This window comes from Telluria sp. PB2R4, assembly GCF_059685695.1.
This window is the reverse complement of the sequence record NZ_JCASIC010000001.1, coordinates 604,568-630,825: the sequence shown is the minus strand read 5'-3', so window position 1 is coordinate 630,825 and position 26,258 is coordinate 604,568. Positions and strand designations below refer to the sequence as shown.

The 26,258-nt window shown below is 66.0% G+C and carries 27 protein-coding genes and 1 pseudogene; 17 read left to right on the top strand and 11 right to left on the bottom strand.

Annotation, left to right across the window (positions count from 1 at the left end; translation table 11 throughout):
- Positions 1-47: 47 nt before the first annotated feature.
- From AC56LU_RS02735 to AC56LU_RS02695, 9 genes are all read left to right on the top strand, one after another.
- A complete protein-coding gene (locus tag AC56LU_RS02735) occupies positions 48-563 on the top strand; it encodes a GNAT family N-acetyltransferase (RefSeq protein WP_497174062.1) in 516 nt (171 codons plus the stop codon).
- 22 nt (positions 564-585) lie between these two features.
- A complete protein-coding gene (locus AC56LU_RS02730) occupies positions 586-1,368 on the top strand; it encodes a TatD family hydrolase (protein ID WP_497174061.1) in 783 nt (260 codons plus the stop codon).
- Between the two features lie 2 nt (positions 1,369-1,370).
- The gene (locus tag AC56LU_RS02725) at positions 1,371-2,036 is read left to right on the top strand and encodes an ankyrin repeat domain-containing protein (RefSeq protein ID WP_497174060.1); all 666 of its coding nucleotides are present in this window, start codon (positions 1,371-1,373) and stop codon (positions 2,034-2,036) included.
- A gap of 125 nt (positions 2,037-2,161) precedes the next feature.
- Positions 2,162-3,082 carry a class I SAM-dependent methyltransferase gene (locus tag AC56LU_RS02720; RefSeq protein WP_497174059.1) on the top strand — a complete coding sequence of 307 codons (921 nt, stop codon included), beginning with the start codon at positions 2,162-2,164 and terminating at the stop codon, positions 3,080-3,082.
- A gap of 172 nt (positions 3,083-3,254) precedes the next feature.
- Complete coding sequence (locus tag AC56LU_RS02715) at positions 3,255-3,461, top strand: hypothetical protein (RefSeq protein ID WP_497174058.1); 207 nt, start codon at positions 3,255-3,257, stop codon at positions 3,459-3,461.
- 116 nt (positions 3,462-3,577) lie between these two features.
- Entirely contained in the window at positions 3,578-3,808 is a 231-nt protein-coding gene (locus tag AC56LU_RS02710) for a DUF6139 family protein (protein WP_497174057.1), read from the top strand.
- Positions 3,809-3,998: 190 nt separating this feature from the next.
- Entirely contained in the window at positions 3,999-4,898 is a 900-nt protein-coding gene (gene lpxO / locus AC56LU_RS02705) for a lipid A hydroxylase LpxO (RefSeq protein WP_497174056.1), read from the top strand.
- Positions 4,899-4,992: 94 nt separating this feature from the next.
- Complete coding sequence (gene wrbA / locus AC56LU_RS02700; protein ID WP_497174055.1) at positions 4,993-5,592, top strand: NAD(P)H:quinone oxidoreductase; 600 nt, start codon at positions 4,993-4,995, stop codon at positions 5,590-5,592.
- A 73-nt stretch (positions 5,593-5,665) separates the two neighbouring features.
- Entirely contained in the window at positions 5,666-6,364 is a 699-nt protein-coding gene (locus AC56LU_RS02695; protein ID WP_497174054.1) for a glutathione binding-like protein, read from the top strand.
- A gap of 12 nt (positions 6,365-6,376) precedes the next feature.
- On the opposite strand, the gene AC56LU_RS02690 is transcribed toward AC56LU_RS02695, so the two are convergent.
- Positions 6,377-7,819: a PEP-CTERM sorting domain-containing protein gene (locus AC56LU_RS02690; RefSeq protein WP_497174053.1), complete on the bottom strand. Its 1,443-nt coding sequence runs from the start codon at positions 7,817-7,819 to the stop codon at positions 6,377-6,379.
- A 234-nt stretch (positions 7,820-8,053) separates the two neighbouring features.
- On the opposite strand from AC56LU_RS02690, the gene AC56LU_RS02685 reads away from it, so the two are divergent.
- The gene (locus tag AC56LU_RS02685; protein WP_497174052.1) at positions 8,054-9,046 is read left to right on the top strand and encodes a Bug family tripartite tricarboxylate transporter substrate binding protein; all 993 of its coding nucleotides are present in this window, start codon (positions 8,054-8,056) and stop codon (positions 9,044-9,046) included.
- 74 nt (positions 9,047-9,120) lie between these two features.
- Here AC56LU_RS02685 and AC56LU_RS02680 read toward each other — a convergent pair whose 3' ends face one another.
- Together AC56LU_RS02680 and AC56LU_RS02675 are read right to left on the bottom strand one after the other, a co-directional pair.
- Complete coding sequence (locus AC56LU_RS02680) at positions 9,121-11,091, bottom strand: peptidase U32 family protein (protein WP_497174051.1); 1,971 nt, start codon at positions 11,089-11,091, stop codon at positions 9,121-9,123.
- A 78-nt stretch (positions 11,092-11,169) separates the two neighbouring features.
- The gene (locus tag AC56LU_RS02675; RefSeq protein ID WP_497174050.1) at positions 11,170-11,901 is read right to left on the bottom strand and encodes a siderophore-interacting protein; all 732 of its coding nucleotides are present in this window, start codon (positions 11,899-11,901) and stop codon (positions 11,170-11,172) included.
- 33 nt (positions 11,902-11,934) lie between these two features.
- Between AC56LU_RS02675 and AC56LU_RS02670 the strand changes: the two genes are divergently transcribed.
- Positions 11,935-12,450: a MarR family winged helix-turn-helix transcriptional regulator gene (locus AC56LU_RS02670; RefSeq protein ID WP_497174049.1), complete on the top strand. Its 516-nt coding sequence runs from the start codon at positions 11,935-11,937 to the stop codon at positions 12,448-12,450.
- On the opposite strand, the pseudogene AC56LU_RS02665 reads toward AC56LU_RS02670, so the two are convergent.
- The 4 genes and pseudogenes from AC56LU_RS02665 to AC56LU_RS02650 form a co-directional block, all read right to left on the bottom strand.
- Positions 12,414-12,965, bottom strand: a pseudogene (locus AC56LU_RS02665) (putative glycolipid-binding domain-containing protein). The gene AC56LU_RS02670 and the pseudogene AC56LU_RS02665 sit on opposite strands and share 37 nt — an antisense overlap.
- Positions 12,966-13,028: 63 nt before the next feature.
- Positions 13,029-13,226 carry a hypothetical protein gene (locus AC56LU_RS02660; protein WP_497174048.1) on the bottom strand — a complete coding sequence of 66 codons (198 nt, stop codon included), beginning with the start codon at positions 13,224-13,226 and terminating at the stop codon, positions 13,029-13,031.
- A gap of 226 nt (positions 13,227-13,452) precedes the next feature.
- The gene (locus tag AC56LU_RS02655; protein WP_497174047.1) at positions 13,453-14,412 is read right to left on the bottom strand and encodes a chemotaxis protein; all 960 of its coding nucleotides are present in this window, start codon (positions 14,410-14,412) and stop codon (positions 13,453-13,455) included.
- A gap of 139 nt (positions 14,413-14,551) precedes the next feature.
- A complete protein-coding gene (locus tag AC56LU_RS02650) occupies positions 14,552-16,456 on the bottom strand; it encodes an AI-2E family transporter (protein WP_497174046.1) in 1,905 nt (634 codons plus the stop codon).
- 206 nt (positions 16,457-16,662) lie between these two features.
- Here AC56LU_RS02650 and AC56LU_RS02645 point away from each other — a divergent pair, with 206 nt between their 5' ends.
- Both AC56LU_RS02645 and AC56LU_RS02640 read left to right on the top strand, forming a co-directional pair.
- A complete protein-coding gene (locus tag AC56LU_RS02645) occupies positions 16,663-17,232 on the top strand; it encodes a sigma-70 family RNA polymerase sigma factor (protein WP_497174045.1) in 570 nt (189 codons plus the stop codon).
- Positions 17,229-17,942 (top strand): anti-sigma factor, encoded by a 714-nt coding sequence (locus AC56LU_RS02640; RefSeq protein WP_497174044.1) that lies wholly within the window; start codon positions 17,229-17,231, stop codon positions 17,940-17,942. The genes AC56LU_RS02645 and AC56LU_RS02640 overlap by 4 nt, the downstream gene beginning before the upstream one ends.
- 19 nt (positions 17,943-17,961) lie before the next feature.
- Here AC56LU_RS02640 and AC56LU_RS02635 read toward each other — a convergent pair whose 3' ends face one another.
- Both AC56LU_RS02635 and AC56LU_RS02630 read right to left on the bottom strand, forming a co-directional pair.
- Positions 17,962-19,617, bottom strand: coding sequence for a DUF4394 domain-containing protein (locus AC56LU_RS02635; protein WP_497174043.1), 1,656 nt, complete (start codon positions 19,615-19,617; stop codon positions 17,962-17,964).
- Between the two features lie 177 nt (positions 19,618-19,794).
- Entirely contained in the window at positions 19,795-20,646 is an 852-nt protein-coding gene (locus AC56LU_RS02630) for a flagellin N-terminal helical domain-containing protein (protein WP_497174042.1), read from the bottom strand.
- A gap of 281 nt (positions 20,647-20,927) precedes the next feature.
- Between AC56LU_RS02630 and AC56LU_RS02625 the strand changes: the two genes are divergently transcribed.
- Complete coding sequence (locus AC56LU_RS02625; protein ID WP_497174041.1) at positions 20,928-21,419, top strand: YybH family protein; 492 nt, start codon at positions 20,928-20,930, stop codon at positions 21,417-21,419.
- Between the two features lie 23 nt (positions 21,420-21,442).
- Here the strand turns inward: AC56LU_RS02625 and AC56LU_RS02620 are convergent, their stop codons facing one another.
- Together AC56LU_RS02620 and AC56LU_RS02615 are read right to left on the bottom strand one after the other, a co-directional pair.
- Positions 21,443-22,087, bottom strand: a complete 645-nt coding sequence (locus tag AC56LU_RS02620) for a DVUA0089 family protein (protein WP_497174040.1) — start codon at positions 22,085-22,087, stop codon at positions 21,443-21,445.
- Positions 22,088-22,166: 79 nt separating this feature from the next.
- Positions 22,167-24,458, bottom strand: coding sequence for a pectate lyase family protein (locus tag AC56LU_RS02615; protein ID WP_497174039.1), 2,292 nt, complete (start codon positions 24,456-24,458; stop codon positions 22,167-22,169).
- Between the two features lie 337 nt (positions 24,459-24,795).
- Between AC56LU_RS02615 and AC56LU_RS02610 the strand changes: the two genes are divergently transcribed.
- From AC56LU_RS02610 to AC56LU_RS02600, 3 genes are read left to right on the top strand one after another with little or no spacing between them, the layout of a single operon-like run.
- Positions 24,796-25,269 carry a universal stress protein gene (locus tag AC56LU_RS02610; RefSeq protein ID WP_497174038.1) on the top strand — a complete coding sequence of 158 codons (474 nt, stop codon included), beginning with the start codon at positions 24,796-24,798 and terminating at the stop codon, positions 25,267-25,269.
- Between the two features lie 22 nt (positions 25,270-25,291).
- The gene (locus AC56LU_RS02605) at positions 25,292-25,729 is read left to right on the top strand and encodes a universal stress protein (RefSeq protein ID WP_497174037.1); all 438 of its coding nucleotides are present in this window, start codon (positions 25,292-25,294) and stop codon (positions 25,727-25,729) included.
- 11 nt (positions 25,730-25,740) lie between these two features.
- Positions 25,741-26,238, top strand: a complete 498-nt coding sequence (locus AC56LU_RS02600; protein ID WP_497174036.1) for a universal stress protein — start codon at positions 25,741-25,743, stop codon at positions 26,236-26,238.
- Positions 26,239-26,258: the final 20 nt, after the last annotated feature.

Below are 26,258 nucleotides of genomic sequence, written 5' to 3'. Positions count from 1 at the left end.
ATCTTTGCTGATCTTGCATCAGCTACGCTTAATCTCGCCACCTTTCTATGTCTTACGTACACCGCCTGGCCACGCGCGACGACTTGCCCGTCATCGTCGACATCTACAATTCGACCGTCGCCTCGCGCGAAGTCACGGCCGACACCGACCCGATTACGGTCGCGTCGCGCGAAGGATGGTTTGCGGACCATACGCCGGAGCGCCGTCCCTTGTGGGTGATCCACGCTGCCGACGACACGCGTGCGCAGCCGGAAGTGCTGGGCTGGCTGTCCTACTCGAATTTCTATGGCCGCCCGGCGTACTCGGGGACGGCCGAGGTGTCGATCTACATCGCGGAAAAGGCGCGCGGCAAGGGCATCGGGCGCTATTGCCTGGAACTGGCGATCGCCTTTGCACCGAACGTCAAGGTGCATACGCTGCTGGGCTTCATCTTTGGCCACAACGCGCCGAGCCTGGCGCTGTTCGGCAAGTACGGCTTCGAGAAGTGGGCGCATTTCCCGCGGGTGGCCAACCTGGATGGCATCGAGCGGGATCTGATCATCCTCGGCAAGCGGGTCGCATAAGCCGACCGGGTACAATACCGGCATGTTCATCGATTCCCACTGCCACATCAATTTCCCGGAGCTGGCTGCCCGGATGCCCGAGATCCTGGCCAAGATGGCCGAGAACAAGGTGACGCACGCGCTGTGCGTCTCGGTCGACCTGCCGGACTTCCCGCAGGTGCTTGCCCTGGCCGAACAGCACCCGCACATCTTCGCCTCGGTCGGGGTCCACCCGGATTACGAAGACACGCCCGAGCCAACCGTGCAGCAGCTGGTCGAGCTGGCGGACCACCCGAAGATCGTCGCCATCGGCGAGACCGGCCTCGACTACTACCGCCTCGAGGGCGACCTCGAGTGGCAGCGCGAGCGCTTCCGCACCCATATCCGCGCCTCGCGCGAGACCGGTAAACCCTTGATCATCCATACCCGCGCAGCGTCCGACGACACCATCCGCCTCATGAAGGAGGAGGGCGCCGGAACCGATGCGGGCGGCGTGGCCGGCGTCATGCACTGCTTTACCGAGTCGCTGGCAGTCGCCCAGGCCGCCATGGAACAAGGTTTCTATATTTCCTTCTCCGGCATCGTCACCTTCAAGAGCGCCAAGGAGCTGCAGGAAGTGGCCAGGGCGGTGCCGCTGGAGCGCATGCTGATCGAGACCGATTCGCCCTACCTGGCGCCGGTGCCCTTCCGCGGCAGGATGAACGAGCCGGGCTATGTCGCCCACGTCGGCGAATTCATCGCCACGCTCAAGGGCGTGTCCTTGCGCGAGGTCGCGGCCCAGACCAGCGAGAATTTCTTCAACCTGTTCCAGACTGCAAAGGCTTGAGCATGGAACCACCGCGCCGCGCCATCCTGATCGCTTGCTTGTTCACTGCAGCCCTGCACGCCGCACCGATTGCTGCGGCCACGCCCGGGCAGCTCGCCAGCTTCTTCCGCGCGGTGCAGGTCGATAACGCGGACGCCGTGCGCGCCATGGCCGGCAAGGGGGGCGATCCCAATGCCATCAACCCGGTGGGCGGCGAACCGGCCCTGGTGCTGGCCGTGCGCGAGGGCGCGATGCGGGTGTTCGATGCGCTGCTGGCCCATCCCGGCATCGACCTGGAGGCCCAGGCCATGAACGGCAACACGGCGCTGATGATGGCTGCTTTCAAGAACAACCGGCGCGCCGCCGAAGCCCTGCTTGCCAAGGGAGCGCAGGTGAATCGCGCCGGCTGGACCGCGCTGCACTATGCGGCAGCCGGCGGCAGCGAAGACATCGCGCGCCTCTTGATTGCCCGTAAGGCGCTACTCGACGCCGTGTCGCCGCGCGAGAGCGGCGCCTACACGCCGCTGATGATGGCGGCGCGCGAGGCCCAGCCGGGCATGGTGCGCCTGCTGCTGGCGGCCGGCGCCGACCCGGCGCTGAGGAACACCGAGGGCCTCACGGCAAGCCAGATCGCCGAGCGCGCCGGCCAGTCCGAGATCGCGGCAGCGATTTCCGGCTTCAAGCGTTAGCATTTTTTACATTGCCGCCCGGAACTAGACGGTAAACACCCCGCAGCTCCGCGCATCGGCGGCATGGGTAGTTGCCCATAATGCCTTCACGGTACAACGACCATGAAGGAAAGACGGGGCCAACCATGCTGAACGAACGCGAGATCGAAAGCTGCTACCTGGGGCAGTTCATTCCAGTGCACTACCATCACAATATGCTGATGGACCAGAACCGGATGCACAGCTTCAAGTCCGCCATCCATTACGCGGTCCGTCCGGGCGCGAAAGTGCTGGAACTGGGCGGCGGCACCGGCGTGCTGTCGTTCTTCGCGGCCCAGGCGGCGTCCAGGGTCTACTGCGTCGAGTTCAATCCGGACATGGTGCGCGAGGCGCGCAAGTTCCTGGCACTGAACCCGAACGGACACAAGGTCGAGGTGATCCATGCCGACGCCTTCGAGTACCTGCCGCCGGAGCCGGTCGACGTCGTCATCTGCGAGATGATCCACGTCGCCATGCTGCGCGAAAAGCAGGTCGAGGTCATCGAATCCTTCAAGCGCCGCTACCTGGCCAGGTTCGGCGGCCCGCTGCCGGTGTTCCTGCCCGAAGCGGTGATCATGGCGGCCCAGCCGATCGAGCAGGAATACGACTTCGAAGGCTTCCATGCGCCGATCGTCCAGTTCCAAGAAACCAGCGTGATCTATCCGGGCACGGTCGAACTGGGCCAGCCGGCCGTGTACAGCCTGATCGACTTCAGCCAGCCGGTGGACAATGTGTTCGCCTGGGAAGGTGGCATCGTGATGGAAAAGGGCGGCCTGCTCAATGCCATGCGCTTCATTACCAAGAACGTGCTGGCCATCGTGCAGGAAGAGTCGAACACGATCGACTGGCTCAACCATTACATGACGCTGCCGCTGGCCCAGTCGGTCAAGGTGGAGGCGGGCGACCTGGTGCACGTGGCCTTCCAGTACCGGGCAGGCGGGTCGATCCCTTCGCTGCAAGCCTCGCTGCAGGCGCAGGTGGTGAACCAGCGCATTACCGAGCAGGAGCGGGTGGCGGCATTTGCCTGAATGTTGATTGAACATCCCGGCGCAGTCCATCCACCCACGCGTTTTCCCCATCCAGCCCGCTTTTTGACCCGTCTGTCGCAGACGGGTTGTCCCCTCCGGCGCGGCAACCTACAGTTCTCCTGCCTGTCCATGCTGCCCCTGGCAGCATGGACTCTTCAAAGGAGCGAGAACAATGTTAGGTTTCCTGCTATGGTTGCTGCTGCTGTTCCTGTGCTGGCCCATCGCCCTGCTGGCCCTGGTGCTGTACCCGCTGGTCTGGCTGCTTCTGCTGCCGTTCCGGCTGCTCGGCATCGGGGTCGAGGCGGTCTTCGAGCTGCTGCGCGCCATCGTCATGCTGCCGGCGCGCATCCTCGGAGCCTCGCCCGGCCGCAGAGCCTAGCCTGCCGCACTGCCCGGCTGAGTGTGGGTCAATTAACAGACGACAGCGCTTCGATCTTCTACTGTGGAACTGCCCGCTTTCATTGGGAAAGCGGGCTTTGACTTGAGGAAACGACTATGCGCCTGGATATTTACCGCAGACCTGAAAACGACGACGGCAAGTTGTCTTACCTGGCCGTGCCGGAAGCACGCAACATCCCTGAGGAAGCAACCAACACCGATTGGGAAATCGAGGCCCGCGCGGTCGAAGTCGATGATGACGCCGACCAGCTGCAGGACTACGATATCGAGAACGTGGCCGGCCAGATCAGCGAAAAAGGGTACGCCATCACCTCGGTCCAGCACTGAGTTTTCCCGGGTTGGCATGCCGCAGCCCGGCTGCGGCCCCGAGCCCATGTGAGCACCCGGCGCCGGCAACCCTCAAGAAGTTGCTGGCGCATTATAGTTTCCCAAGATTACGACCCGGCCACCGGCGGCCGAGTGGCCGTTATGGTATCCTGCGTCCCTCATCAGGAAGCCAGCACGGGCGGAGGTCGCAATGAAATGGGTAGTGGTCGGTTTTTATGTCCTGTCGATCCTGCACATCCACTTTCGTGGCAAGGTGCGCCTGCCGTTCCGGCGCCAGGTCTTCGACCACTCGTCGTTCATGGCGCCGATTAACATCTTCATGCACAAGCTGTCGCGGGTCCCGAGCACGCCGTTCATTCCGGTGAGCGAGTTCCCCGATCTGGCGCGCCTGCAGGCGAACTGGCCGATCATCCGCGCCGAGGCCGAGAACCTGCTGGCCCTCAAGAAGATCAAGGCCGCCGAGCAGAACGACGACGCCGGCTTCAATTCCTTCTTCAAGAACGGCTGGAAGCGCTTCTACCTGAAATGGTACGACGCCAGCCACCCGTCGGCCGAACGCCTGTGCCCCCAGACCTACGCGCTGCTGCAGTCGATTCCGTCGGTCAAGGCGGCGATGTTCGCCGAGCTGCCGCCGGGCGGCAAGCTCAACCCGCACCGCGACCCGTTCGCCGGTTCGATGCGCTACCACCTGGGCCTGGCCACGCCGAACGACGACCGCTGCTTCATCGAGGTCGACGGCGAACGCCATAGCTGGCGCGACGGCCAGGGCGTCGTCTTCGACGAAACCTATATCCACTGGGCCATCAATGGCAGCGAGAGCGACCGGATCATCCTGTTCTGCGATATCGAGCGCCCGATGCGCTACCGCTGGGCGGGCGCATTTAACCGCTGGTTCGGCCGCACCGTCATGACCGCGGCCGCCTCGCCCAACGAAACCGGCGACCAGGTCGGCCTGGTGAGCAAGCTGTTCCGCATTTCCTACTATATGGGCCAGTACCGCCGCCGCCTGAAGGCGTGGAACAAGACGGCCTATAACATCGTCCGCATCGCGCTGGTGGTGCTGCTGGCCGCCTTCATCTACTGGATTTAAAGCCCGGCTTTAAAGCCCGACCTCCTGCCGCGTGACACCGAAACCGCATTGGCAGCACAATGCGGTTTTTGAACATCACGACACGGAGGAAGGCATGGCGAAAGTCCTGGTACTGTATTACTCGACCTACGGCCACATCGAGCAGATGGCCCAGGCGGTGGCCGAGGGCGCACGCGCGGCCGGCGCCACGGTGGACCTGAAGCGGGTACCGGAAACGGTTCCCCAGGAAATCGCCGCCAAGGCCCACTTCAAGCTGCAGCAGGACGCGCCCATCGCCACGGTCGACGAATTGCCGGACTACGACGCCATCATCATCGGCGCCCCCACCCGCTACGGCCGCATGCCCGGGCAAATGGCAGCCTTCCTCGACCAGACCGGCGGCCTGTGGGCGCGCGGGGCACTCAACGGCAAGGTCGGCGGCGCCTTTACCTCCACCGCGACCCAGCACGGCGGCCAGGAAACCACCCTGTTCTCGATCATCACCAACCTGCTGCACTTCGGTATGACGGTGGTGGGCCTGCCGTACAGCTACGCGCCGCAGATGACGCTCGACGAGATCGTCGGCGGCAGCCCGTATGGCGCCACCACCATCGCCGGCGGCCAGGGCCAGCGCCAGCCGAGCGAGCTCGAGCTGGGCGGGGCGCGCCACCAGGGCGAACTGATCGCAAAGACGGCCGCCAAGCTGTTCGGCTGAGGGCGGGGCGGCTTCGGCAGGATCGCCGGAAGTTTGCTAGCCTGGGCAGTCCTGCAACCAACAGACGACCGCCATGCACGATCTCAGCGCATTCGACATCACCGCCAAGTGGCCTGCGCAGCACCCGGACCGCATCCAGCTGTACTCGCTGCCCACGCCGAACGGTGTGAAGGCGTCGATCATGCTCGAGGAAACCGGTCTGCCGTACGAGGCGCACAAGGTCAGCTTCGAGACCGGCGACCAGATGTCGCCGGCCTTCCTGTCGCTGAACCCGAACAACAAGATCCCGGCCATCCTCGACCCCAATGGTCCGGGCGGCAAGCCGCTGCCGCTGTTCGAATCGGGTGCCATCCTGATCTACCTGGCCGAGAAGAGCGGCCGCTTCCTGCCGCTCGATCCGGCGCAGCGCTACACGGTGATCCAGTGGCTGATGTTCCAGCTGGGCGGCATCGGGCCGATGTTCGGCCAGCTCGGCTTCTTCCACAAGTTCGCCGGCCGCGAGCTTGAGGACAAGCGCCCGCGCGACCGTTACGTCACCGAATCGAAGCGCCTGCTCGGCGTGCTCGAGGGCCAGCTGGCGAAGCACCGCTGGCTGGCGGGCGACGAGTACACGATCGCGGACATCGCGACCTTCCCGTGGGTGAACAACCTGGTCGGTTTCTACGATGCGGGCGAGCTGGTGGGTATCCAGGACTTTCCGCGCGTGATGGCCGCGGTCGAGGCATTCCGGGCCAGGCCCGCGGTGGCGGCGGGCCTGGCAATACCGGGCTGAAGGCGCGCGCCCTCAGGCCCGGCGCCGGCGCCGCAGCGCGAGCAGCGCGGCCAGGGCGCCGCCGAACAGCCACAGGCTGCCCGGCTCGGGGATTTCCGTGGGTGCGGGCGGTTCGATCCCCGGTAGTGGTCCCGGCAGTGGTTCCGGTAGTGGTTCCGGTAGTGGTCCCGGCAGTGGTCCCGGCAGTGGTTCCGGCAGTGGTCCCGGTAGTGGTCCCGTTTGCGGCCCTGTTCGTGGCGTCGACGGTCCCGGGCCGGGGCCGGCCGGCACGGGCTCGGTGCCGTCCGGCGGCGTCGGCGCGACCGGGTCCGAGTTACCGCCCCCCGACTGTTGTCCGTCCGGCTGGGTGACGGGCAAGGTCGGACGTGGCGTTGTTTCTGCCTCAGGTAGCGGCGTGCTGCCGGGCGCTGGCGCCGGGCCAGGCAGGGGAGCGCCGGCCGGTCCGTCCTGGCGCGGCGCGGCGTCGGCTGGGGGCAACAGCGTGTCGGTCCCGGGATGCTGTGCCGGCGCGACCGGGCCGGCATCCGGTTGCGGGACGGGCGCCGTGGTACTGCCGCCGCCGCTGTCGGCGCCGGCAACCGCCTCCGGCGAGGCCGCGGGCGGCGTAGTCGTCGGCCCAGTCGTTGGCGAAGTGGTTGGCGTGCCTGGTGCCGGACTGCCGGCGGGCCGCGGCCGGCTGCCCATGCTGCTCGAGGAACCCGACAATCCCATGGTCGTGAGTGCGGCGGGCGCGTTGGCGCCGTTCGCGGATTTGCCGGCAAGCGTGGTGCTGCCGCTACCGGCGCCGAGCACGGCGAAACGCTGGCCGGACAGACCTGCGGCGCCGCGTTCGCCGGGCATGGCGACCGGAAGGCCGTCCGGGCCAAGTGCATACTGTTCGCCTTCGGCCAGCTCGACCGCCTGGTCCAGCTCTTCCATGGCAGGCTGATGGGCTTCCACCGGGTACTGCGGCTGGTCGGAGATGCGGTTGGCGCAGCGCGTCCGCATTTCGTTGCTGCCGTCGCTGAGCAGGGTTTCGCCCGGGGCCAGCATCACCTTGCGAGCGGTCCAGTACACCTTGTCGCCCTTGCGGTAAGAAACGTACACGGCGCGCGGCTTGTCGACCACGACGGCGCTGGCCCGGTCGACGGCGAAGCTCGCATAGTGGGCGGCGACCACCCTGTCGGTCCGGATGATGCGCTTCAGTTCGGCCGTGCCGGAGACGCCGCCCGGCACCACCGAGTAGGGATAGATGCGGCGCACCGTCCGCTGGTCCGGCTGGGCGCCGACGCTGTCGTTCACGGCAAGCAGGGCCGAGACAGGCGCGCGACCGGCTGCGGCGAGCGGGTCAGGCTTCCACGTCATCATGTACAAGGCGGTCGCGCCGACCAGTCCGGTAACCAGCACGGCAGTCACGCGCTTGCGCAGGCGGGCACGTGATACCAGGCGGCGGCTGTAGGGATAGCTGCGGTCCATGATTGGGCGGTAAAGTAGGAGAGTTCCTACAGGCTAATTCATTTCTATTAATAAATCTACATTTCCTTTGTGAAAATTGACGACGATGTTGTAAATAGATGCTCTCCGTGCCCATCCGTGGATAATTTACTCAAATCGCTACGTAGTTTCCCGTAGTGCCGCGACCGTGTTGCTGGGCGACGAATAGGATAAACTGTCTGCTCAATACCAATTCATCAACAAAGGATGGAGACTATGCGATTACTCTTCGGTACCACCCGACGTACCACTCTCAAGCTGGCATGTGCAGTAGCGGCTTCGGCGATTTCTTTCAGCGCGCTGGCGCAAAATTGGCCGGACTCGACGGTGACCGTGGTGGTGCCGTGGCCGCCGGGCGGACCGTCCGACATCGCGGCGCGTCCGCTGGCCAAGGGTCTGACCCAAGGGCTGGGCCAGACCTTCGTGATCGACAACCGCGCTGGTGGCGGCGGCAACATCGGCACCGCGGCGGTCACGCGCGCCAAGCCGGACGGCGACACCCTCCTGATCACCTCGAGCGCGCCGATCGTGATCAACCCGAGCCTGTACAAGAACATGAGCTTCGATCCGCTCAAGGACCTGGCCCCGGTGACCAACCTGCTGCGCGTGCCGCTGGTGCTGGTGGTGCATCCGTCGATGCCGGCCAAGAACATCAAGGAGCTGATGGCGCACATCCAGTCGAAGAAGGGCCAGTTTTCCTACGGCTCGTCCGGCAACGGCACGCCGCAGCACCTGACCAGCGAACTGTTCGCCAGCGTGACCAAGCTGCCGATGACTCACGTGCCGTACAAGGGCTCGGCGCCGGCAATTTCCGACCTGCTGGGCGGCCACATCCCGATGATGTTCGACAGCACCATCGCCATCATGCCGCACATTAAGAGCGGCAAGGTCAAGGCGATCGCCATCACCAGCGGCAAGCGCTCGGCGCTGCTGCCGGACGTGCCGACCTTCGCCGAATCGGGCCTGCCGCAGATCGAGTCCTATGCCTGGTACGGCATGTTCGCACCGGCCAAGACGCCGAAGAACGTGATTGCCAAGATCAATGCCGAGGCGATCAAGGTCATGAAGGCGCCGGAATTCCAGAAGGTGCTGGCCGATACCGGTTCCGACTTCGTGGGCGACACGCCGGAGAACTTCGGCAAGTTCGTCGCGGCCGAGCACGACCGCTGGGGCAAGGTCGTGAAGCAGAGCGGGGCGACCGTCGACTGATGCGCCGTGCTGCATGAAAAACGCCGCCACGGGTAACCGGGCGGCGTTTTTTTTGCTTATGGCTGCGTCACCGCTCAGGCGCGCGGGCGCTGCTTGTGGAACACCATCGGCGAATACGGCACGGCCGACGGCGGCGGCTGTTTCAGGATGTTGTCCTTCATCGCGCCCACCACGTGCATCTCGCAGGGTTTGCAGTCGAAGCGCAGCGTGTAGGTTTCCTTGCCGCTGACCAGGGTCATCGGTTCGGCGCGGACCTGGCCCTGCACACCCTGCACACCCTTGGCCTGCTTCGGACACAGGTTGAACGAGAAGCGCAGGCAGTGCTTGGTGATCATCAGGGGCACTTCGCCCGCTTCTTCGTGGGATTCATACGCCGCGGCGATCAGCTGCACGCCATGCTTGTGATAGAAGGCCCGGGCCTGTTCGTTGTAGACGTTGGCCAGGTAGCTCAGCTGCTGTTCGGGGTACACCGCGGGCGGCTCGGCCGGCGCCTTGCGCGCCGGGCGTTCCCAGCTGGCCAGGCGCGCCGCTTCGTGCGCGGCGACGGCGTCGCGGCGCAGCGCATTGATGGCGCTCGACGCGACGAACCACGGCTGCGACAGCTTCAGTTCGACCGTGCCGGCGTCGAACATCGTATTGCCCAGCTTGGCAATGCTGGTGCGCAGCGCGCTTTCCGCCTGGGCCGCCTGCTGGGCCGGCTGCAGCGCGATGTCGGCGCAGGTGGTGGTTTCGATGCCGTCCTCGTCGCGCAGGGTCAGGCGCAGGCCGCCCGGCTGCTCGTCCAGCAGCAGGTCGACGCGCACCTTGCGCTCGGACGATTTTTTATTCAGCGCCGATTCCCACTGGTGGTCGCGGTTGCGGTGAATGACCGTACCGACTTTCAGGCCGGGCAGCGCGCCCAGGATCTCGTTCGGGAACACGCGCCAGCGCTGGCCGTCTTCGAGCTCGCCCAGCTTCTCGGCCTTGTTGGCCTGGATGCCGACCGTCTCGCGCTTGTTCATGTAGTTCAGGCCGTCGCCATTGGCCATGGCGGCATTGGTGAACAGGTCGATGAAATCAGCGCCAATGCGGGTGACCGTGCCCAGTTCGACGCCGATGTACTTGGGCGAATCGAAGGCGCCGATGTCTTCCTGGCGGCCGAGGGCGAAGTAGTCGGTGTGGCCGCGGTGGAAGTTCTTGTCGACGTCCGGGCTGAACAGCACGCGGGTCGTGCCGCTCGACGCGCGCGCGAATTCCGGACGGCGCTCGAGCAGCTCGTCTAGCAGCAGGCGGTAGTGGGCCGTGATGTTCTTCACGTAGCCCATGTCCTTGTAGCGGCCCTCGATCTTGAACGAGCGGATGCCGGCATCGACCAGCGCTTCGAGGTTGCGGCTCTGGTCGTTGTCCTTCATGGAAAGCAGATGCTTTTCGTAGGCCACCACGCGGCCCTGGCCGTCGCTCAGGGTGTAGGGCAGGCGGCAGGCCTGCGAGCAGTCGCCGCGGTTGGCGCTGCGGCCGGTGTCGGCATGCGAGATATAGCACTGGCCGGAGAAGGCCACGCACAGCGCGCCGTGCACGAAGTATTCGAGCGGGGTGTCCACTTCGCTCTTGATCTTCCTGATCTGCTCGACCGTGAGCTCGCGCGCCAGCACCAGCTGCGAAAAGCCGACATCGCCCAGGAATTTCGCCTTTTCCACGGTGCGGATGTCGCACTGGGTGCTGGCGTGCAGCTGGATCGGCGGCAGGTCCATCTCGACCAGGCCCATGTCCTGGATGATCAGGGCATCCACGCCCGCCTCGTACAGCTGCCAGATCTGCTTGCGCGCCAGTTCGAGTTCACTGTCGTGCATGATCGTGTTCATGGTCACGAAGATGCGCGCGCGGTAGCGGTGGGCGAATTCGACCAGGCCCGCGATGTCTTCCAGCGGGTTGCTGGCGTTGTGGCGCGCGCCGAAGGCCGGGCCGCCGATGTACACCGCGTCGGCGCCATGCAGGATCGCCTCGCGGCCGATCTCGGCGGTTTTGGCAGGCGACAGCAGTTCAAGCTCGTGATCAAACAGTGACATGGCGAAATCCTTGGGGCGAAGGCCGAAATTATAGCCAAATCAAGGCGTTAAGTCATGCCCGCCGCGCTGATCCAGGGCTCAGTCCAGGTTTTCGTGGTGATCGGCCACGCCCTGCTTCCAGTAGGCCGACACCCGCATGGCTTCCTTCGCCATGCCTTTGTCGTCGCCGAACAGCGCCCGGACCCGCTTCGCGGTTGCGGCTTCGCCGGCGAACCAGGCGAAACCCTCGCCGGCGGGCAGGGGCAAGGCGCGCAGCGCTTCGACCAGCGCCGCGTCGTCGTCGACCCAGGCAAGGCTGAGCTCCGCCCGCGTGTCCGGTGGCAGCCGGTCGGCCCCGCTGGCCGCAATCACCGCGAACACCCGGCTCCCGGCCGGCAGCTCGGCCAGCCGACGGCGGATGGCGGGCAGGGCGCTGCGGTCGCCCGCCAGCAGGTGCCAGTCGTAGTCGTCGGGAATGATCATCGAGCCGCGCGGACCTGCGATAATGGCGCGCTGCCCCGCGACGGCCTTGCGTGCCCAACTGGACGCGGCGCCGTCGCCGTGCAGCGCGAATTCCAGGCTCAGCTCGCGCGCCCCGGCGTCGTAGTCGAGCGGGGTGAAGTCACGCCGCACCTGTTCGCCACCGGGGCCCAAGAAGATGAACTTGATGTGGTCGTCGAACGAGGCGGAGCTGAACTGCGCGAGTGCCTCGCCCCGGAAGGTGATGCGTGCAAACGCGGCGCCGAACGCTTCGACGCGAACCACGGCAACGTCGCGGATGTGGAGTTCGTGGCGCACACGTTGTACGCCCCTTTGCTTGAGTTGTTCCATGTCGATCCAAATTAGTTGATAATGTCACCCATTATGGAAAATCTAGTTGATGATGTCAACCATCTTCGCGGCAACGATGCGCTGGCGCGCGATGGCGAGCTGTTCGAGGCGATCCACGGAATCATGCATCTGTATCGCGCGCAGCAGTACCGCTCGCTGCGCGCCGCCGCGCACGAGCTCACCCATATGGAAAACAAGGCGCTCGGCTATGTTGCGCGCCATCCCGGCGCCAGCCAGCGCGACCTGGTGCAGCGTTCCGGCCGCGACAAGGCGCAGGTGACGCGCCTGGTGCAGGGGCTGCGCGAAAAGGGACTGGTCGAGGCGCGTGCGGACGAGGCCGACCGCCGCAGCACGCTGCTCTATCTCAGCGCCGAGGGGCAGGCCGTGCATGCCGAGTTGCATCAGGCCGGCCTGCTGCTGGCGGCCCAGGCCCTGGCCGGCCTGGATGAGGGCGAGCGGCGCCAGCTCGAGGCCCTGCTGGGCCGGGTGCAGGCCGGCCTGCGCGCGAGCGCTCAGGCGGTGCCGAGCCGGGAAAACAGCGAAGGGTAATGCCGCACCAGGCCATCGGCGTCCAGCGCGAGTTCGGCCTGGAAGCCGCCGATCGGCCCTTCGTACAGATAGCGCCCCTCGGCCAGCCTGGTTTAAGCCTGTTCCATCCGGTGTGCCGCCAGGGAAGGCACCGGCACGTACACGACCGGGATGCGGGTGCGCTGCCGCAGCGCCACGCCGAGGCGGCGCACCGGCAGGGTGTTGGTAAAGGGGGGGGCGGCGATGTCGAGATCGATGCAGCCGCTCAGGTGTGGCTGCTCGCGCCCGCCGCCATCGTGCCAGTGCCCGACGCCATCGCTGACGAGCACCAGCCTGGCGCCGCCGGCCACGTGCACCTCGGCCGAGTGCACATGCCACCCAGTATCGCAGCAGATGCGGTAGCTGCAGCCGAAGGGACCGTCGCCCCGGTCGCCGATGACGACGCCGTCGGCGACGATCAGCTCATCGAGTTGTTGCAAGCTCAGGTGTGCAAGGCCGACGCCGTCGTCGGACTGCCAGTGGTAGGTGCGCGCCATGGTCGCCTCCGGTCCAGGCGACACGGTAGCACGGAGATGCTTGCGGCGGCGCCGCCGGCAGGATCAGTCGTTGCGGGGATACTTGCGCCGCTCGACGCGCCGGCGGCGCTCGGGCTGGTCGAAGGCGCGCAGCAGGATGTCGCGCGGGATGCGGCAGTTGTCGAGGTAGTCGAGGGCGAAGCGCAGGCCCCGGGTTTCCGCCAGAAAGAAGGCGTACTCGGCGGTTACTGCGGTCTCGTCGTCGCGTCGTCGTTGCGGCATGGTGTGCTCTCTGCGGAAATCGGCTGCGGTGCTGCAGGCGTCTTACCGCTTGTCAGGTCGGCAGAGGATTTCGCCTCTGCCTGGCCGGTACCCCCGATAACGTACCGGCTTGTTGCCAATAATACATCGCTCGCTGCTGCGCACGAAGGTGATTATGTTAACGTTTGTTACATCACAACGAATGTCATGCGATCGGGGTTGACACAGCTTGCCGATGACCGGCGGCTTATTGCCGCAGCACGCGGCGGATCGTGCCCGCCAGGTCTTCGGCCGAGAACTTGGCCACATAGGCGTCGGCCTGCACGTTCTTGACGTGCTCTTCATTCGTGGTGCCCGAGAGCGAAGAGTGGATGATCACCGGCAGGCCGGTGAAGCGGCCGCTTTTCTTGATGTTGCGGGTGAGCGTGAAGCCGTCCATCTCAGGCATCTCGAGGTCGGTCAGCACCAGGGCGACCTTGTCGTGCACGGTCTTGCCCTCGAGCTCGGCGGTATTCGCGATGCTGTTGAGCTGGTCCCAGGCCTCCTTGCCGCTCTTGGCCATGATGAACGGCAGGCCCATTGCCTCCAGGCCTTGCTCGATGAGGGCGCGCGCCACCACCGAGTCGTCTGCCGCCAGCACGACCGAACCCGGCTTGATCTGGATCTTCGAGCCGACCGTCTGTTGGTTGATTTCGGGACCGGAATCCGGATTCATGCTGCGCAGGATGGTTTCGACGTCCAGCACCTGGGCCAGGCGGCTCGGCTGGCCGTTTTCTTCCGGCAGGCGGGCGATGCTGGTCACCATGCCGCTGCCGGCGGCGTGCTCGGCGGACATCACCTGGCTCCAGTCCAGGCGCACGATTTCCTCCACGCTTTCCACCGCAAAGGCCTGGGTGGTGCGCGCGAATTCCGTCACCAGCATGATGTTCAGGCCGGTCTTCGGCTTGACCCCGGCAATCGCCGGCAAATCGAGCACCTGGATGATCTGGCCCCGCAGGTTGACCACGCCCAGCACGTGCGGCATCGCGCCGGCCACGGCCGTGATTTCCGGCATCGCGACGATCTCGCGGATCTTGAACACGTTAATGCCGAACAGTTCGCTGCGCTCGCCGTTCTCGTCGCCGCCAAGGCGGAACAGGAGCAGCTCGAATTTGTTGGTGCCAGTCAGGTTACTGCGCTCGTCGACTTCTTGTTGAACCGATTTCATATTCCGCCGTGATAGAAATAATGCCGATGGGAAAGCATTTTACGTGGGAAATATCATCAACCGTAAAGACTGCAGCAACTTCCCGTGATTTTTCACACGTTCGCGGCCGGAAAACAACAGCTGTGCACTTGCGGTCCCGTCAGTGCGCGGCATCGGTGGCAGGCGCGGCGGCAGGCGCGGCAACCGGCTTGGCCGGCGCGCTGCGGTCCGGCGCCACGAAGGCCAGGCCTTCCTCGAACGAGCGCAGGATCATGTCGACATAGGCCTCGACCAGGGCCCGCTTGGGCAGCTGCTCGTCGTAGGGCAGCAGCACGGTGACCAACAGCGCCTCCGGCAGATCGGCCCGCAGCGCGGCCACCGCGGCACTCCAGGCATCGAAATTGTCCTGGCGCGGATAGGTGATGAACACGGTCGAGACCAGTTCCGGGGTACTTCCTTCAGGACGTTCGAGCGGTGCGCCGACCACCAGGCTGCGCGCATCGACGTCGCCCTCGCGCAGCGCGCGCACCAGCAGTTCGGTGAGGAACTCGTCGCGCTCGGAGGGCAGGCCGGCGCACAGCACGATCGAGCCGGCCGGCACGTCGAGCGAACCCTGCCAGCGGCCGAAACGGGCTTCGCGCATCTGGCGCAGGTGGGTGCCGATGTTCGCATCCAGCAGCGGCACCGGCTTGCGGCGGCCGCGCGTGCCGCTGCTCGATCCCGAGGCCACCGTGCCGGCGATGCTGGCGATGACGCCGCGCATGCGGGTTTCCTGGGCCTTGTCGATCGCGCCGGTGCCGAGGTCGGATACCGCCATCCGCAGGCCCGGCAGCAGCACGTGGTCGCAATAGCGCGCGAAGCTGTAGCGGCGCATGTAGGCGCGCGCATCCTTGGTCAGTTCGTCGGCTTCGCCGGCCAGCACGCGCTGGTGGAAGCGCTCGGCGTCGGACATGTTGGGCGCGTCGCCCAGCAGGATCGTGATCGGCGCCAGTGCGCGCACGTGGCGGCCGGCCACTACCAGGCACAGGGTCAGGGGTGTCGACAGCAGCAGGCCGACCGGCCCCCACAACGCGCCCCAGAACAGCGCCGAGACGATCACGGCCAGCGGCGACAGGCCGGAACTGTGGCCATAGACCTTCGGCTCGATGAAATTGGCCAGCACCAGCTCGAACGCCAGGAAGATCGCCATGCAGGTGAGCGCCAGCGACCAGCCGGGGTCGATGGCGGCGACGAATACCGCGATGATGGTCCCCGCCAGCAGCACGCCGAGGTAGGGCACGAAGCGCAGCACGCCGCTCAGCACGCCCCACAGGATGGCATGCGGGATCCCTGCCAGCCACAGCGACAGGCCGATCACCACGCCGAAGGTGGCGTTCACGATGAACTGGGAGAAGAAAAAGCGGGAGACGCCCTGGGCGGCGTCGCCCAGCGTGCGGATGGTGCGGCTGACCTCGGCCTGGCCGGCCAGGCGCACCAGCCGGTCGCGTAGCGAGCCTTGTTCGAGCAGGATGAAGACCAGCAGGATCAGCACCACGCCGGCTTCGCCGATCGGTCCCCATACGAGGTTGATGACCCTGCCCAGCGTGTCCTTCATGGTACGCGGGGTGCGCACCTCGACTGGCAGGGGCTGGTTGGGCGTGACGACCAGGTTGCCGCGCCGCACGCGCGCGGCCTCCACCGCCGGCACCGGCGCGACCGCGCTCAGCTCGGCCTCGATACGGGTGATCGGGCGCTCGACCAGTTCGCGCACATTGGCCACCTTGGCCTTGATCGCCTTGCGGTACTGCGGCAGGTCGCGCGTGATCGTCACCAGTTGGTCGAACAGCACCGCGCCGACCCCGCCCACGCAGGTGGCGACCAGGGCGACCGACAGCAGCACCGCCGGCATGCGCGCCAGGCCGACGCGGGTCATGCTGCGCACCAGCGGCGCCAGGACCAGGCTCAGGATCAGCGCGAGCGCCAGCGGTTCGAGCACTTCACGTCCGAAATACAGCAGGGCGACGACGCAAGTGGCGCTGACGACGGTGCCCGCAGTCAGGCGCAGGGTGGGTGGCAGGACATTCATGCAGTTCGTCGTCGGCTCATGAGAATGGAAACCGAGTATGTATAAAGGAAAATGGCGCATAAGCCAAGTGCAGCGGCATTGACCCGCCCCCGCAGCCGCGTTATCGGCCGTCCGCGGCGTATTTCGCGGCCTGCTCAGCCGTTTTCGATTAACATCATGGCAACAATCTCGAGGATGGAGTGCCCCATGAGCAAACGGCGTCCCGCATGAGCCCGGCGGCGGACTTCGATTATGAAGCGGCGCTGGCCGCCTGCGCGCGCGGCGAGCAGGCCGCGCTGCGCCGGATCTACGACCGCGACGCCCGCCGGCTGCTGGGCGTGGCCCTGCGCATCGTGCGCCACCGCCAGGTGGCCGAGGACGTGCTGCACGACGCCTTCATCAATATCTGGACCCGCGCCGCCAGCTTCGACCCCGCACGCGGGGCGGGACGCGGCTGGATCTACAGCGTGGTGCGCAACCAGGCACTGACCTTGGCGCGCAGCGGCGAACGCGAGATCGGCGTCGACGAGGAGACGCTCGACGACCTCGCCCATGGCGCGGAGCAGGGCGCGGATGGGGGCGCCGGCATGGACGACGCAATCGCGCTGCGCCAGGATATCGGGCGCCTGCACGATTGCCTGGTCGGACTGGACGCACCCAAGCGGAACAGCATCCTGTACGCCTACCTGGACGGCTGCTCGCACAGTGAAATCGCCGAGCGCCTGCAGTCGCCGCTGGGCAGCGTGAAGGCCTGGATCAAGCGCGGTCTGAGCGCTTTGCGGGAGTGCATGGGATGAGCCGGACAGCAGATCGGGATCCGCAGGACCTGGCGGGACAGTACGTGATCGGCACCCTGCCGGCCTCGGCACGGCGCGAGCTCGAAAGGGCGTTGCCGCACGACGCAAGCTTGCGCGCGGCCGTGGCCGAATGGGAAGCGCGGCTGTTGCCGCTGGTGGAGCTGGCCGATCCGGTGGAGCCGTCTGCGCAGCTGTGGCCGCGCATTGCGGGTTCGCTGGCGGGGCGGAATGCGGTGCGCACGCCGGCGCCGGCGCCGGGGCTTCAGGGCTGGTGGATTGGACTCGCCCTGTGGCGCGGCCTGGCCGCAGCCGGTTTCGCGGCCGCCATCGCCATGGCTGTCGTGACGCTGCAGCCGCCGCAGCCGGATGCACCGCGCTACATGGTGGTGCTGGCCGCGCCCCAGGACATGGCGCCCGGCTGGGTGCTGCAATCCAGCGGCCACGGTGCCCTGCGGCTGGTGCCGCTGCGCCCGACCGCGGTGCCGCCGGCGCGCTCGCTGCAGCTGTGGACCAAGGCGGACGGCTGGGACCGGCCGGTCTCGCTCGGCCTGGTCGAGCCGGGCAAGGCGGTCGAGGTCCCGCTCGGCAAGCTGCCGCCGCTGCAGCGCAACCAGCTGTTCGAGATCACCCTCGAGCCGCCGGCCGGCTCGCCGATCGGACGCCCGACCGGTCCGATCCTGTTCATCGGCCGGGCCGTCGAGATGATCTGACGGCCCTTCCGACTGCCGCTTACCTGAGCGAGATGGCGATATCGCGCAAGCCCAGGCCGCTCCCCGCCACCGACAGCGCCGGGCTGGCGCTGCCGGCCGCCAGGGTCGCGGCGCCGGTTGCCAGGTCCACCCGGTACAGCGACGACGGACCGCCGGCGGTCGTGCGCAGCGCAGCCATTGCGATGCCGTTGGCGCCGCCCGCGATATCGAAGCCGGCGTCGCCCGCTGCCGCCACGCCCAGCGCGCCCACGTTCACCAGGGTGCCGTCGTTGGGCGGATTCTGCAGCGCCAGGCTGTCGCTGTCGGTATCGATGTCGAACAACTGGGTGCTTGCCGCGTTCGGAACGCTGTTGGTGTAGGCCGCCGCGCTCACCATCGGCATCGCGCCGGCGCGGTTGATCGTCCCATCGGTGGTCGTGGCGCCGGTATCGACATTGATGCGCAGGTTCTGTCCGGTGTTGCTGATCACGCGCAGGCGGTCGGCCACCGGATTGAAGTCGACCGCGAACATCGTGCCCGCCATGCCGGCATAGGGCTGGGTGGTGTCGGCGGCGTCGGCGCTCAGGCTGGACTTGACCGTGGTGACGCCGGTGGCGGCGTCGATGGTGACGATGCGCGCGGCCGAGGTAAGCCCGTACAGCAGTCCGTCGCGTGGGCGGATATCGATGCCGACCACGGTCTCGTTTGCGTTCAGGCCGGCGAGCGCGATGTCGCTGCCGAGCACGTTGGGGGTGGCGGGCCGGAAGGCCACGATCCGGTTGTTATCGGTGAGTCCGAGCACCACCGGCGCCGTCGTGGCGCGCAGCGCCAGTCCGCGCACGTCTTCGGTCAAGGCCAGCGCGCCGGCCGGCGCGGCCGCATTGCCGGTGGCGGCCAGGTTAATCGTATACATGGTGCGGGCGCCACCCAGCGTCAGTACCGCGTAGCCCATGTTGGTCGCGCCGTCGATGTCGAAACCGTTGACCGCGCCGGCGTCGACGCCGAGCGCCACCGGCGTGGCGAGGGTGCCGTTGTTGGGCGGGTTCTGGACATACAAGGTGTCGGTTGCGCTGTCGAGCGCATACAGGGTCGTGCCGGAGGTGCCGGCGAACGAATTGGTATAGGCCGAGCCGGTAATGGCGCTGTTGGCGGCGCCGCCGTTGATATTGCCGTCGGTCGTCGTGGCGCCCGTATCGACATTGATGCGCAGGCTCTGTCCGGTATTGCTGACCACCCGCAGGCGGTCGGCGGCCGGGTTGAAGTCGATGCCGAAGTCGGTGCCGGCCAGCGTAGTGTAGGGGGCGGTGGTGTCGGTGCCGTCGGCAGCGAGCGTCGCCTTGAGGGTGGCGGCGCCGCTCTCGGCATTCAGTGTGTAGATGCGCCCGCTGCTGCCCATCCCGTAGAGCAGGCCGTCGGCCGGACGGTAATCGATACCCACCAGGCTTTCGCCGGCCTGCAGTCCGGTGACCGCGACCGAGGTGCGGGCGGTGCCGGGCGTGGCGCGGTTGAAGGAAACCAGGCGGTTGCTGGCCGTCAAGACGACCATATCGCCCGCCGTCACGGCGGCAGGGGGCGGAGTCGTTCCCGGTGCAGCGGCCATGTCGTCGTCGCGGTCGTTGCTGCCGCCGCCGCAGCCGGCCAGCGCGGCGGTGATGCTCGAAGCAAGGATGAGTTTGGCGAAAGTATGAGGTGTCATGGTTGCGTCCTGTCGTAGAAGTGGAAAAAATTGCTGCCGGTCGCCGCTGCGCCGCCGGTGACGGGCGGTGCAGTGCGGATACAGGCTCTACGCGGGACGAAGGGTTTTGGATGCACTTTCGTCAAAAAAAACCAGTCCCGCAGGACTGGCTCTTCGTTTCAAGCTGAGGAAGCTTGATTACTGCAGCAGTGACATGACCATCGAGGACATGCTGTTCGACTGCTTGAGCATCGCGGTGCCGGCTTGCAGCAGCATCTGGTTCGAGGTCATGTTCGCGCTTTCGCTCGCGAAGTCCACGTCCATGATCAGGCCGGTGGCAGCCTTGCTGTTGGTGCTGATGTTCGACAGGTTGTTGTACACGTGCTCGAGGCGGTTGGCCGCGGCGCCCAGGTTCGAACGGACCTTGTTGACCGATGCCAGGGCGGTTTCGAGCTTGCCGATGGTCGCGTTGGCAGCGCCGGTCAGTTCGGTGCCGGTGGCGGTGGTGTTGTAGTTCGAGGTGGCGGCGCTGACATCGGTCACGACCTGCGCGACGTCGGTCGTCATGTTCACGGCCATGGTTTCGCTCGACGAAGCACCGATCTGGAAGGTCATCGACCCGGCGATGGTGCCGCCCACCAGCAGCTTGGTGCCGCCGAAGGTGGTGTTCTGCAGGACGTTCTTCAGTTCCAGGCCCAGTGCGTCGAATTCCGACTGCATGGCTTCCTTGTCCTTGGCGGTCGACGAGGCATCGGCCGACTGGGTGGCCAGATCCTTCATGCGGACCAGCATGTTGCCGACTTCGTCCAGCGCGCCTTCGGCGGTCTGCAGCATCGAGGTCGAGTTCTGGGTGTTGCGCATGGCGACGGCCATGCCCGAGGTCTGCGATTTCAGGCGCGATGCGATCTGCAGGCCGGCGGCGTCGTCCATTGCCGAGTTGATGCGGTAGCCGGTCGACAGGCGGGTCATCGAGGTCGACAGCGAGCTCTGGGTGCGGCTGATCGAGTTTTGTGCGGACAGTGCGGCGTTGTTGGTGTGAAGGCTCAGCATGATGTCTTTTCCGTTGGCTGGTTGACTGGGGCGTTCTGTTCAGTGGGCAAGTGCATCACTTGCGCTCACAAGTACAGGGCGACCGGTTTCTCAACGGCATTAAGTTCCATGCGGAAATTTTTTAATTTATTTTCCCTGTTATTGAAACGATCACACCATCCCTGAGCCTTATGCATATGCGACAGGGTCGGTGGCAAAGTACATATCCAATTCTCGTAGTCATCCATGAAAGTCTTCGCTAAAATCGGCGGCATCTTCTCTTGAACAGCAAAGGCCGTCCCATGCGCAAGCCGCTCGCCGCCACTCTATTTGCCGCCATGCTCGCCGTGCCGGCATTCGCTCAAGCCCTGCCGTCGGTCCCCGTTCCCGCCGAGGTCGACCAGGTCCTGCGTCTGTACGAGCGCGCCTGGGCCGCCAACGACGCCGCCGGCCTGGCGGCGCTGTTCGCACCCGACGGCTTTGCGCTGCCGGGCGGGCAGCCGCCGGCGCGCGGCCACGACAATATCCGCCAGGCCTACGCCCACGGCGGCGGCCAGCCGACCACCTTGCGTGCCCTCGACTACCGCGCTTCCGGCGACCTTGCCTATGTGGTCGGCGCCTACGGTCCAGCCGGGCAGGGGCGCGACTTCGGTAAGTTCGTGCTGGTGCTGCGCAAGGTCGACGGCCGCTGGCTAATCGCCGCCGATATCGAGAACGCCAACCAGCGCATGGGGCCGCCGCCACGCCCGGTCGCGAAGCCGGCGACGCCCGCAGCGCCTGCGGCGGCGGGCTAGGCTGGCGCCCCGCGCCGTTCGCGCTACTTGCCGGCCCGGGCCTTCCGGCTGCGCCGGCGCGCGGCCAGCATACCGGGCAGCGCTGCACCCATCAGCAACAACGCCGCCGGCTCCGGTGTCTCGGCCGGCGGCGGAGCCTGCAGCACGCTCACGTTCAGGATGTCGAGCGCCCAGGAGCCATTGCGCTTGTTGGGCAGTTCGTCGACGAAGCCGTCGCGGAAGTTGCGGTGTTCGATTCCCTCGTAATAGAAACCATCGGCCAGGTTCTCGCTGTTGCTGTAGTTGTTGTATTGCTGGAGCGAGGCAGTATAAGTTCCGGGCGACAGCTGTACCGCGTAATTGACATCCCAGCATTGTTTCGTGACCGAATCTTTGGCGACCTTGGCGCACTCGCCATCGTCCTCACCGCCGATCAGCAGGCCGGCCGAGTTGAACAGCGCGACGATCGGGTCGAAGCCGCCCCGGGCAATCGTCTCGCCAGCGGCATTGACGCCGCCGGCATATGACCAGGTGCGCAAACCGACCGTCGACAGGGTGTCGACGGTGAACTGGAACAGCTTTACCTCGTTATCGTAGGCGAATTCCCCGGTATACGAGATGTTCGCGGCGCCAGCGGTCGACAGGCCGGCGCACAGGGCGAGGAAAAGGGCGATCGGTTTAGTTTTCATTTTGTCTGTTCTTCGATATCGATAGGGTGGGAAAGCGGTGGGGACCGCCATGCCGCGGCATGGCGGTTGCGATTCCTGTTTAATTCAGGCCGCCGCCGACGACGCTCAGCTTGCTGAAGCTGGCGCTCTGGCCAAGGGTATTGCTGCCGGACGAGACCGCCATGCCGACATACAGCGTCGGCGCCGTCACGTTGACGCTGGTCGCCTCGGTCCAGTTCAGGCCGTCGCGCGAGGCTGCCGAATACAGGGCATTGCCGCGACGTTCGATCCGCACCCAGACCGGCAGCGTGGTCGTCGAATAGCCGGACAGGACCGACTTGTTGTCGCCATTGATGGCGCGCCGGATTTCCCCCGTACTGGCGTAACGCGCCGTCCAGGCATAGACGCCCTGGCTGGTCACCGACTCGGTCGCCAGCAGGCCGGCACGGGCGCCGCTCGCGCTGCCGCCCTGGGTCAGCATCCTTGCCGTCATGACGAAATTTCCGGTCAGCGGCATGTACTTGAAGTAGAAGTTGTAGCTGGTCGAGGTCGAAATATTACCGCCACCGTTAATGGTGTACACGCCATTGAGCAGGGAGCTGCCGACCGGGGCGGTGACCGCCGCGTTCATCTTGGTTTCGCCGACCCCTTTGTCGCAGGTGAACAGACGGGTGCAGACCGGCGTGCCCACCGGCGGCGGCGGATCGGTCGGAACGGTCGGATCGGTTGGATTGGTCGGGTTGGTTGGGTTAGTAGGATCGGTCGGCGGCGTGCTGCTGGCGGCCGTACAAGTGGCGCCCGTGCCCGGATTGTTCACGCGTCCGGCGCCGGCGTTGTTCTGCACGTAGACGCAGGCCTGATCGGCGGGCATGACGGTGTAGTTGTACGGCGGCGTCCACCTGGTGAGGCGCGGCAGGCCGGTGGCCGACATCAGGGCGCTCGAGATATCGATCGCACCGCCGACCCAGGGCTTGGTGTCGTCGCCCTTGTCGTTGATGAACAGTTCGCCCGAGGCGCGGTAGCTGAGCGCATCCTTGCCGCTGGAGACCTTGCCGCCGACCTGAGACGGCTTCAGGTTCTTGAACAGGTAGTAGTTGTTTTCGGACAGCACGTCCGACTGGTATCGCACGTCCAGGCCGCCAGCGAATTTCATGTCCGGGTCGAGCGGACTGGTGTCGCCTTCGAGCAGGTTGTTAAAGGTGTGCAGTTGGCCGAAGCGAATCAGCGGCAGGCGGCTGGCGGTGCCATGCCAGTGCAGGCCGTGGAAGGTCACGTGCAGCCGTCCGGCATCGCTCCAGGCGCGGCCGCTGTCGCCGTTGCCGACCAGGGTGGTCTTGCCGTGCTTGTAGAACTTGCTGTTCGACAGGGTCACGTAGTCGGAGCCGCGCACGATGTCCAGGGCGCCGTCGTGGCGCGTATCGCTGGCCAGCCGGTCCGGCGTGTCGCCGTCGCTGACGGTAAGGTGGTCGATCCAGATGTTCTGCGAGCGCGAGATCGTCGCGCCGTCCGCATAGGCATTGGCTGAATCCTCGGGGTTCACGTCCCACGGCGTGTCGAGCGCGATGTTCCGGATGATGACGTTACGGGTCCAGGTGGGGTACAGGTCGCCGTCCTTGCCGGCCGCGACCCAGGCCTTGAAGTCGGCTTCGGGATCGCGCCCCGGCGCGGTCGCGAGTTCGCCGCCGACCAGCAGGGTGGTGCCGGTGATGCGTGCGGCACGGCCCTGGGCGTCGTTGATGCCGACCAGCGTGGTGTTCGACGGGATGCTGATCGAACCGCCGTACTTCTGGTCGTTGTAGCTTTCGTATTCCTTGAACACCGTGTTGTTGGCGCTCATGCGCAGGTCGATGTGGCCGACGATGCGGATGATCTTGGGCGCCAGGCCGGCCTGGTTCAGGGCCGCGACCAGCTGCTGGCCGTTGTACACGGTGTAGATGTGCTGGGGCGCCGCGTTGCGGCCGCCCGTGACCACCACCTGCTCGTGCCCGCTGCTGCTCCGCTTGTAGCCGTGCCAGCCGACGGTCGGCGCCACGTCGCATTCGAAGCTCAGGGCGCCGCCCGTCGGGTCGGTGGTGGCGAATTGCCAGGTCGGCAGCGCCGGGGCGGCGCGGTAGTTGGATGGCGAATGCTTGCCGTCGATGGCCACCGGCGCGCCCGGCCGCCGGATGCCGTAGGTGCCCAACTGGAGCGGGGTGGAATCGCCGGTGAGGGACTGGGCGTCGATTCCGTCCAGGGTCAGGGCAGGGCAACCCGTGCTCGAGGAGGACGAGACGACGAGGGAAGAAGTCTTTGACATCTGGCCGGTTGGCGTGGCGACTTCGCCGCCGCCACAGGCACTCAGGAGCAGGCCGACTGCGGCCGCAAGGCTGGTACGTTGCAGGGTACGTGTCATATTGTATGTCTCCGTGTATTGGTTTTTTTACTACAAAACTGATCAGTCCAATTTTGTTGCGAGCCTACCACTGGAGCTATTGGTCCGACCAATTGAATTCATGGTATAGACAGTCTTTTAACTCGTCCATTACTATTTTGTTGACGTTTTGCCACACCGGCCGTGGCCGTCCTCGCCATTCGCAGCCGGGGTCTTTCGATTACCGAATGCAGGTGTCGGCGACAAGGGCAATGCACCGTGGTAGCGCGGGAAATCTTACGTGTAGTCGGTTTTTGATCTGGGTCAAAGATTTTCGCGGTCGGGAAGAACAGACTCAGTACGATCTGCTCGAATATCGATGATCTCTTCCCAGCCCACCATGATCAGGAAAATCCTCGTGCCAACGGACGGGTCGGCACTCTCGGAGCGCGCGGCGGCCGCAGCGGTCGCCCTCGCGCGCGGCAGCGGCGCCGAGATTGTCGCCCTGTCCCTGGCCTGGCCGGGTCTTTCGCTGCACGCACGTGCACCGGGCCCCGAAGAGGCGGACGCGGCACGCGAACGCGCCCTGGGCGTGGCGGCCCGGCGTGCGGGCTGGGTTGCCCGCCTCGCTGACGAGGCCGGGGTGCGGCACAGTGTGGTGACTGCGGTGCCGTCCTCGCAGCACGACGAGATCATTCGCGTGGCGCTGGAACTGCATTGCGACCTCATCTTCATGGCGGCACATGGACAGTGCGGCGTCAACCGGCTGATCGCCGACCGGGTACCGCAACTGGTGCTCGCCTACGCGCCCATCCCGGTCATCCTGTATCGGGGAAGCGTCGAACCTGCTTGACCATCACTTTCTGGAGCCTGCCATGTACAAGCGAATCTTGCTGCCGACCGACGGATCGGACGCCTCCGAGCGCGCGATCCTGTCCGGGATCGATTTTGCCAAGGAGATCGGGGCTGAAGTGGTCGCCATGACGGCCACGCCCGCGTTCCACCTTTTCACCAGCGACAGCGAGATGCTGGAGCAGACCCCGGAGCAGTATGCCGAGGCGAGCAGGACGCGTGCGCAGCGCATGCTCGACGAGGTGGCCGCCGCCGCCCGCAATGCCGGCGTTCCCTGCACCGCGGTGCAGGTAGTGTCCGACGAACCCTACGACGCCATCATTCACGCCGCACGCGACCACATGTGCGACCTGATCGTCATGGCCTCGCACGGCCGCAAGGGGGTCAAGGGCTTGCTGCTGGGCAGCGAAACCCAGAAGGTCCTCGTCCACAGCGCAATCCCGGTGCTGGTGCACCGCTAGGGAGGGAATCCATGTACCGACGCATCCTCGTGCCGACCGACGGCTCAACCATTTCCGATGCGGCCGTCGCTGCCGCCATCGACTTCGCGCAGGCCCGCGGCAGCGCCATCGTCGCGCTTGGCGTTGCCGTTCCCGAGCCGACCTTCCAGTCGCTCGAAGGCGCCATGGCCTACGACCCGGGCCTGCAGGTAGACGTCTTGCTCGAACATGCAAAGAAGCATGTCGACGCCGTCGCCGCGCTCGCCCGGCAAGCCAATGTGCCCTGCACACCGGTCACCTGCAATGCGCTGGATGCCGCCGAGTCGATCGTCGACACCGCGCGCCAGCAGCATTGCGATCTCATCATCATGGGCTCGCACGGCCGCCGCGGACTGAGCCGCCTGCTGGCGGGCAGCGTCACGCAGGGCGTGCTGGCACACGCACCCGTGCCGGTGATGGTGCTTCGGCCATCTGCGGACGAGACAGGTGCGCAGCCGTGGGCGCCATCCCCGCCGCCTGGTACGACCTGAACGGGCGCCACGGTGCAGGG

Coding starts and splice junctions, on each gene's coding strand:
- AC56LU_RS02725 (WP_497174060.1), top strand. CDS start 1,371: ATGGAACCACCGCGCCGCGCCATCCTGATCGCTTGCTTGTTCACTGCA.
- AC56LU_RS02635 (WP_497174043.1), bottom strand. CDS start 19,617: ATGACACCTCATACTTTCGCCAAACTCATCCTTGCTTCGAGCATCACC.
- AC56LU_RS02630 (WP_497174042.1), bottom strand. CDS start 20,646: ATGCTGAGCCTTCACACCAACAACGCCGCACTGTCCGCACAAAACTCG.
- AC56LU_RS02650 (WP_497174046.1), bottom strand. CDS start 16,456: ATGAATGTCCTGCCACCCACCCTGCGCCTGACTGCGGGCACCGTCGTC.
- AC56LU_RS02610 (WP_497174038.1), top strand. CDS start 24,796: ATGATCTCTTCCCAGCCCACCATGATCAGGAAAATCCTCGTGCCAACG.
- AC56LU_RS02685 (WP_497174052.1), top strand. CDS start 8,054: ATGCGATTACTCTTCGGTACCACCCGACGTACCACTCTCAAGCTGGCA.
- AC56LU_RS02655 (WP_497174047.1), bottom strand. CDS start 14,412: ATGAAATCGGTTCAACAAGAAGTCGACGAGCGCAGTAACCTGACTGGC.
- AC56LU_RS02645 (WP_497174045.1), top strand. CDS start 16,663: ATGAGCCCGGCGGCGGACTTCGATTATGAAGCGGCGCTGGCCGCCTGC.
- AC56LU_RS02620 (WP_497174040.1), bottom strand. CDS start 22,087: ATGAAAACTAAACCGATCGCCCTTTTCCTCGCCCTGTGCGCCGGCCTG.
- AC56LU_RS02670 (WP_497174049.1), top strand. CDS start 11,935: ATGGAAAATCTAGTTGATGATGTCAACCATCTTCGCGGCAACGATGCG.
- AC56LU_RS02660 (WP_497174048.1), bottom strand. CDS start 13,226: ATGCCGCAACGACGACGCGACGACGAGACCGCAGTAACCGCCGAGTAC.
- lpxO (WP_497174056.1), top strand. CDS start 3,999: ATGAAATGGGTAGTGGTCGGTTTTTATGTCCTGTCGATCCTGCACATC.
- AC56LU_RS02605 (WP_497174037.1), top strand. CDS start 25,292: ATGTACAAGCGAATCTTGCTGCCGACCGACGGATCGGACGCCTCCGAG.
- AC56LU_RS02625 (WP_497174041.1), top strand. CDS start 20,928: ATGCGCAAGCCGCTCGCCGCCACTCTATTTGCCGCCATGCTCGCCGTG.
- AC56LU_RS02730 (WP_497174061.1), top strand. CDS start 586: ATGTTCATCGATTCCCACTGCCACATCAATTTCCCGGAGCTGGCTGCC.
- AC56LU_RS02695 (WP_497174054.1), top strand. CDS start 5,666: ATGCACGATCTCAGCGCATTCGACATCACCGCCAAGTGGCCTGCGCAG.
- AC56LU_RS02680 (WP_497174051.1), bottom strand. CDS start 11,091: ATGTCACTGTTTGATCACGAGCTTGAACTGCTGTCGCCTGCCAAAACC.
- AC56LU_RS02720 (WP_497174059.1), top strand. CDS start 2,162: ATGCTGAACGAACGCGAGATCGAAAGCTGCTACCTGGGGCAGTTCATT.
- AC56LU_RS02675 (WP_497174050.1), bottom strand. CDS start 11,901: ATGGAACAACTCAAGCAAAGGGGCGTACAACGTGTGCGCCACGAACTC.
- AC56LU_RS02640 (WP_497174044.1), top strand. CDS start 17,229: ATGAGCCGGACAGCAGATCGGGATCCGCAGGACCTGGCGGGACAGTAC.
- wrbA (WP_497174055.1), top strand. CDS start 4,993: ATGGCGAAAGTCCTGGTACTGTATTACTCGACCTACGGCCACATCGAG.
- AC56LU_RS02735 (WP_497174062.1), top strand. CDS start 48: ATGTCTTACGTACACCGCCTGGCCACGCGCGACGACTTGCCCGTCATC.
- AC56LU_RS02615 (WP_497174039.1), bottom strand. CDS start 24,458: ATGACACGTACCCTGCAACGTACCAGCCTTGCGGCCGCAGTCGGCCTG.
- AC56LU_RS02690 (WP_497174053.1), bottom strand. CDS start 7,819: ATGGACCGCAGCTATCCCTACAGCCGCCGCCTGGTATCACGTGCCCGC.
- AC56LU_RS02715 (WP_497174058.1), top strand. CDS start 3,255: ATGTTAGGTTTCCTGCTATGGTTGCTGCTGCTGTTCCTGTGCTGGCCC.
- AC56LU_RS02600 (WP_497174036.1), top strand. CDS start 25,741: ATGTACCGACGCATCCTCGTGCCGACCGACGGCTCAACCATTTCCGAT.
- AC56LU_RS02710 (WP_497174057.1), top strand. CDS start 3,578: ATGCGCCTGGATATTTACCGCAGACCTGAAAACGACGACGGCAAGTTG.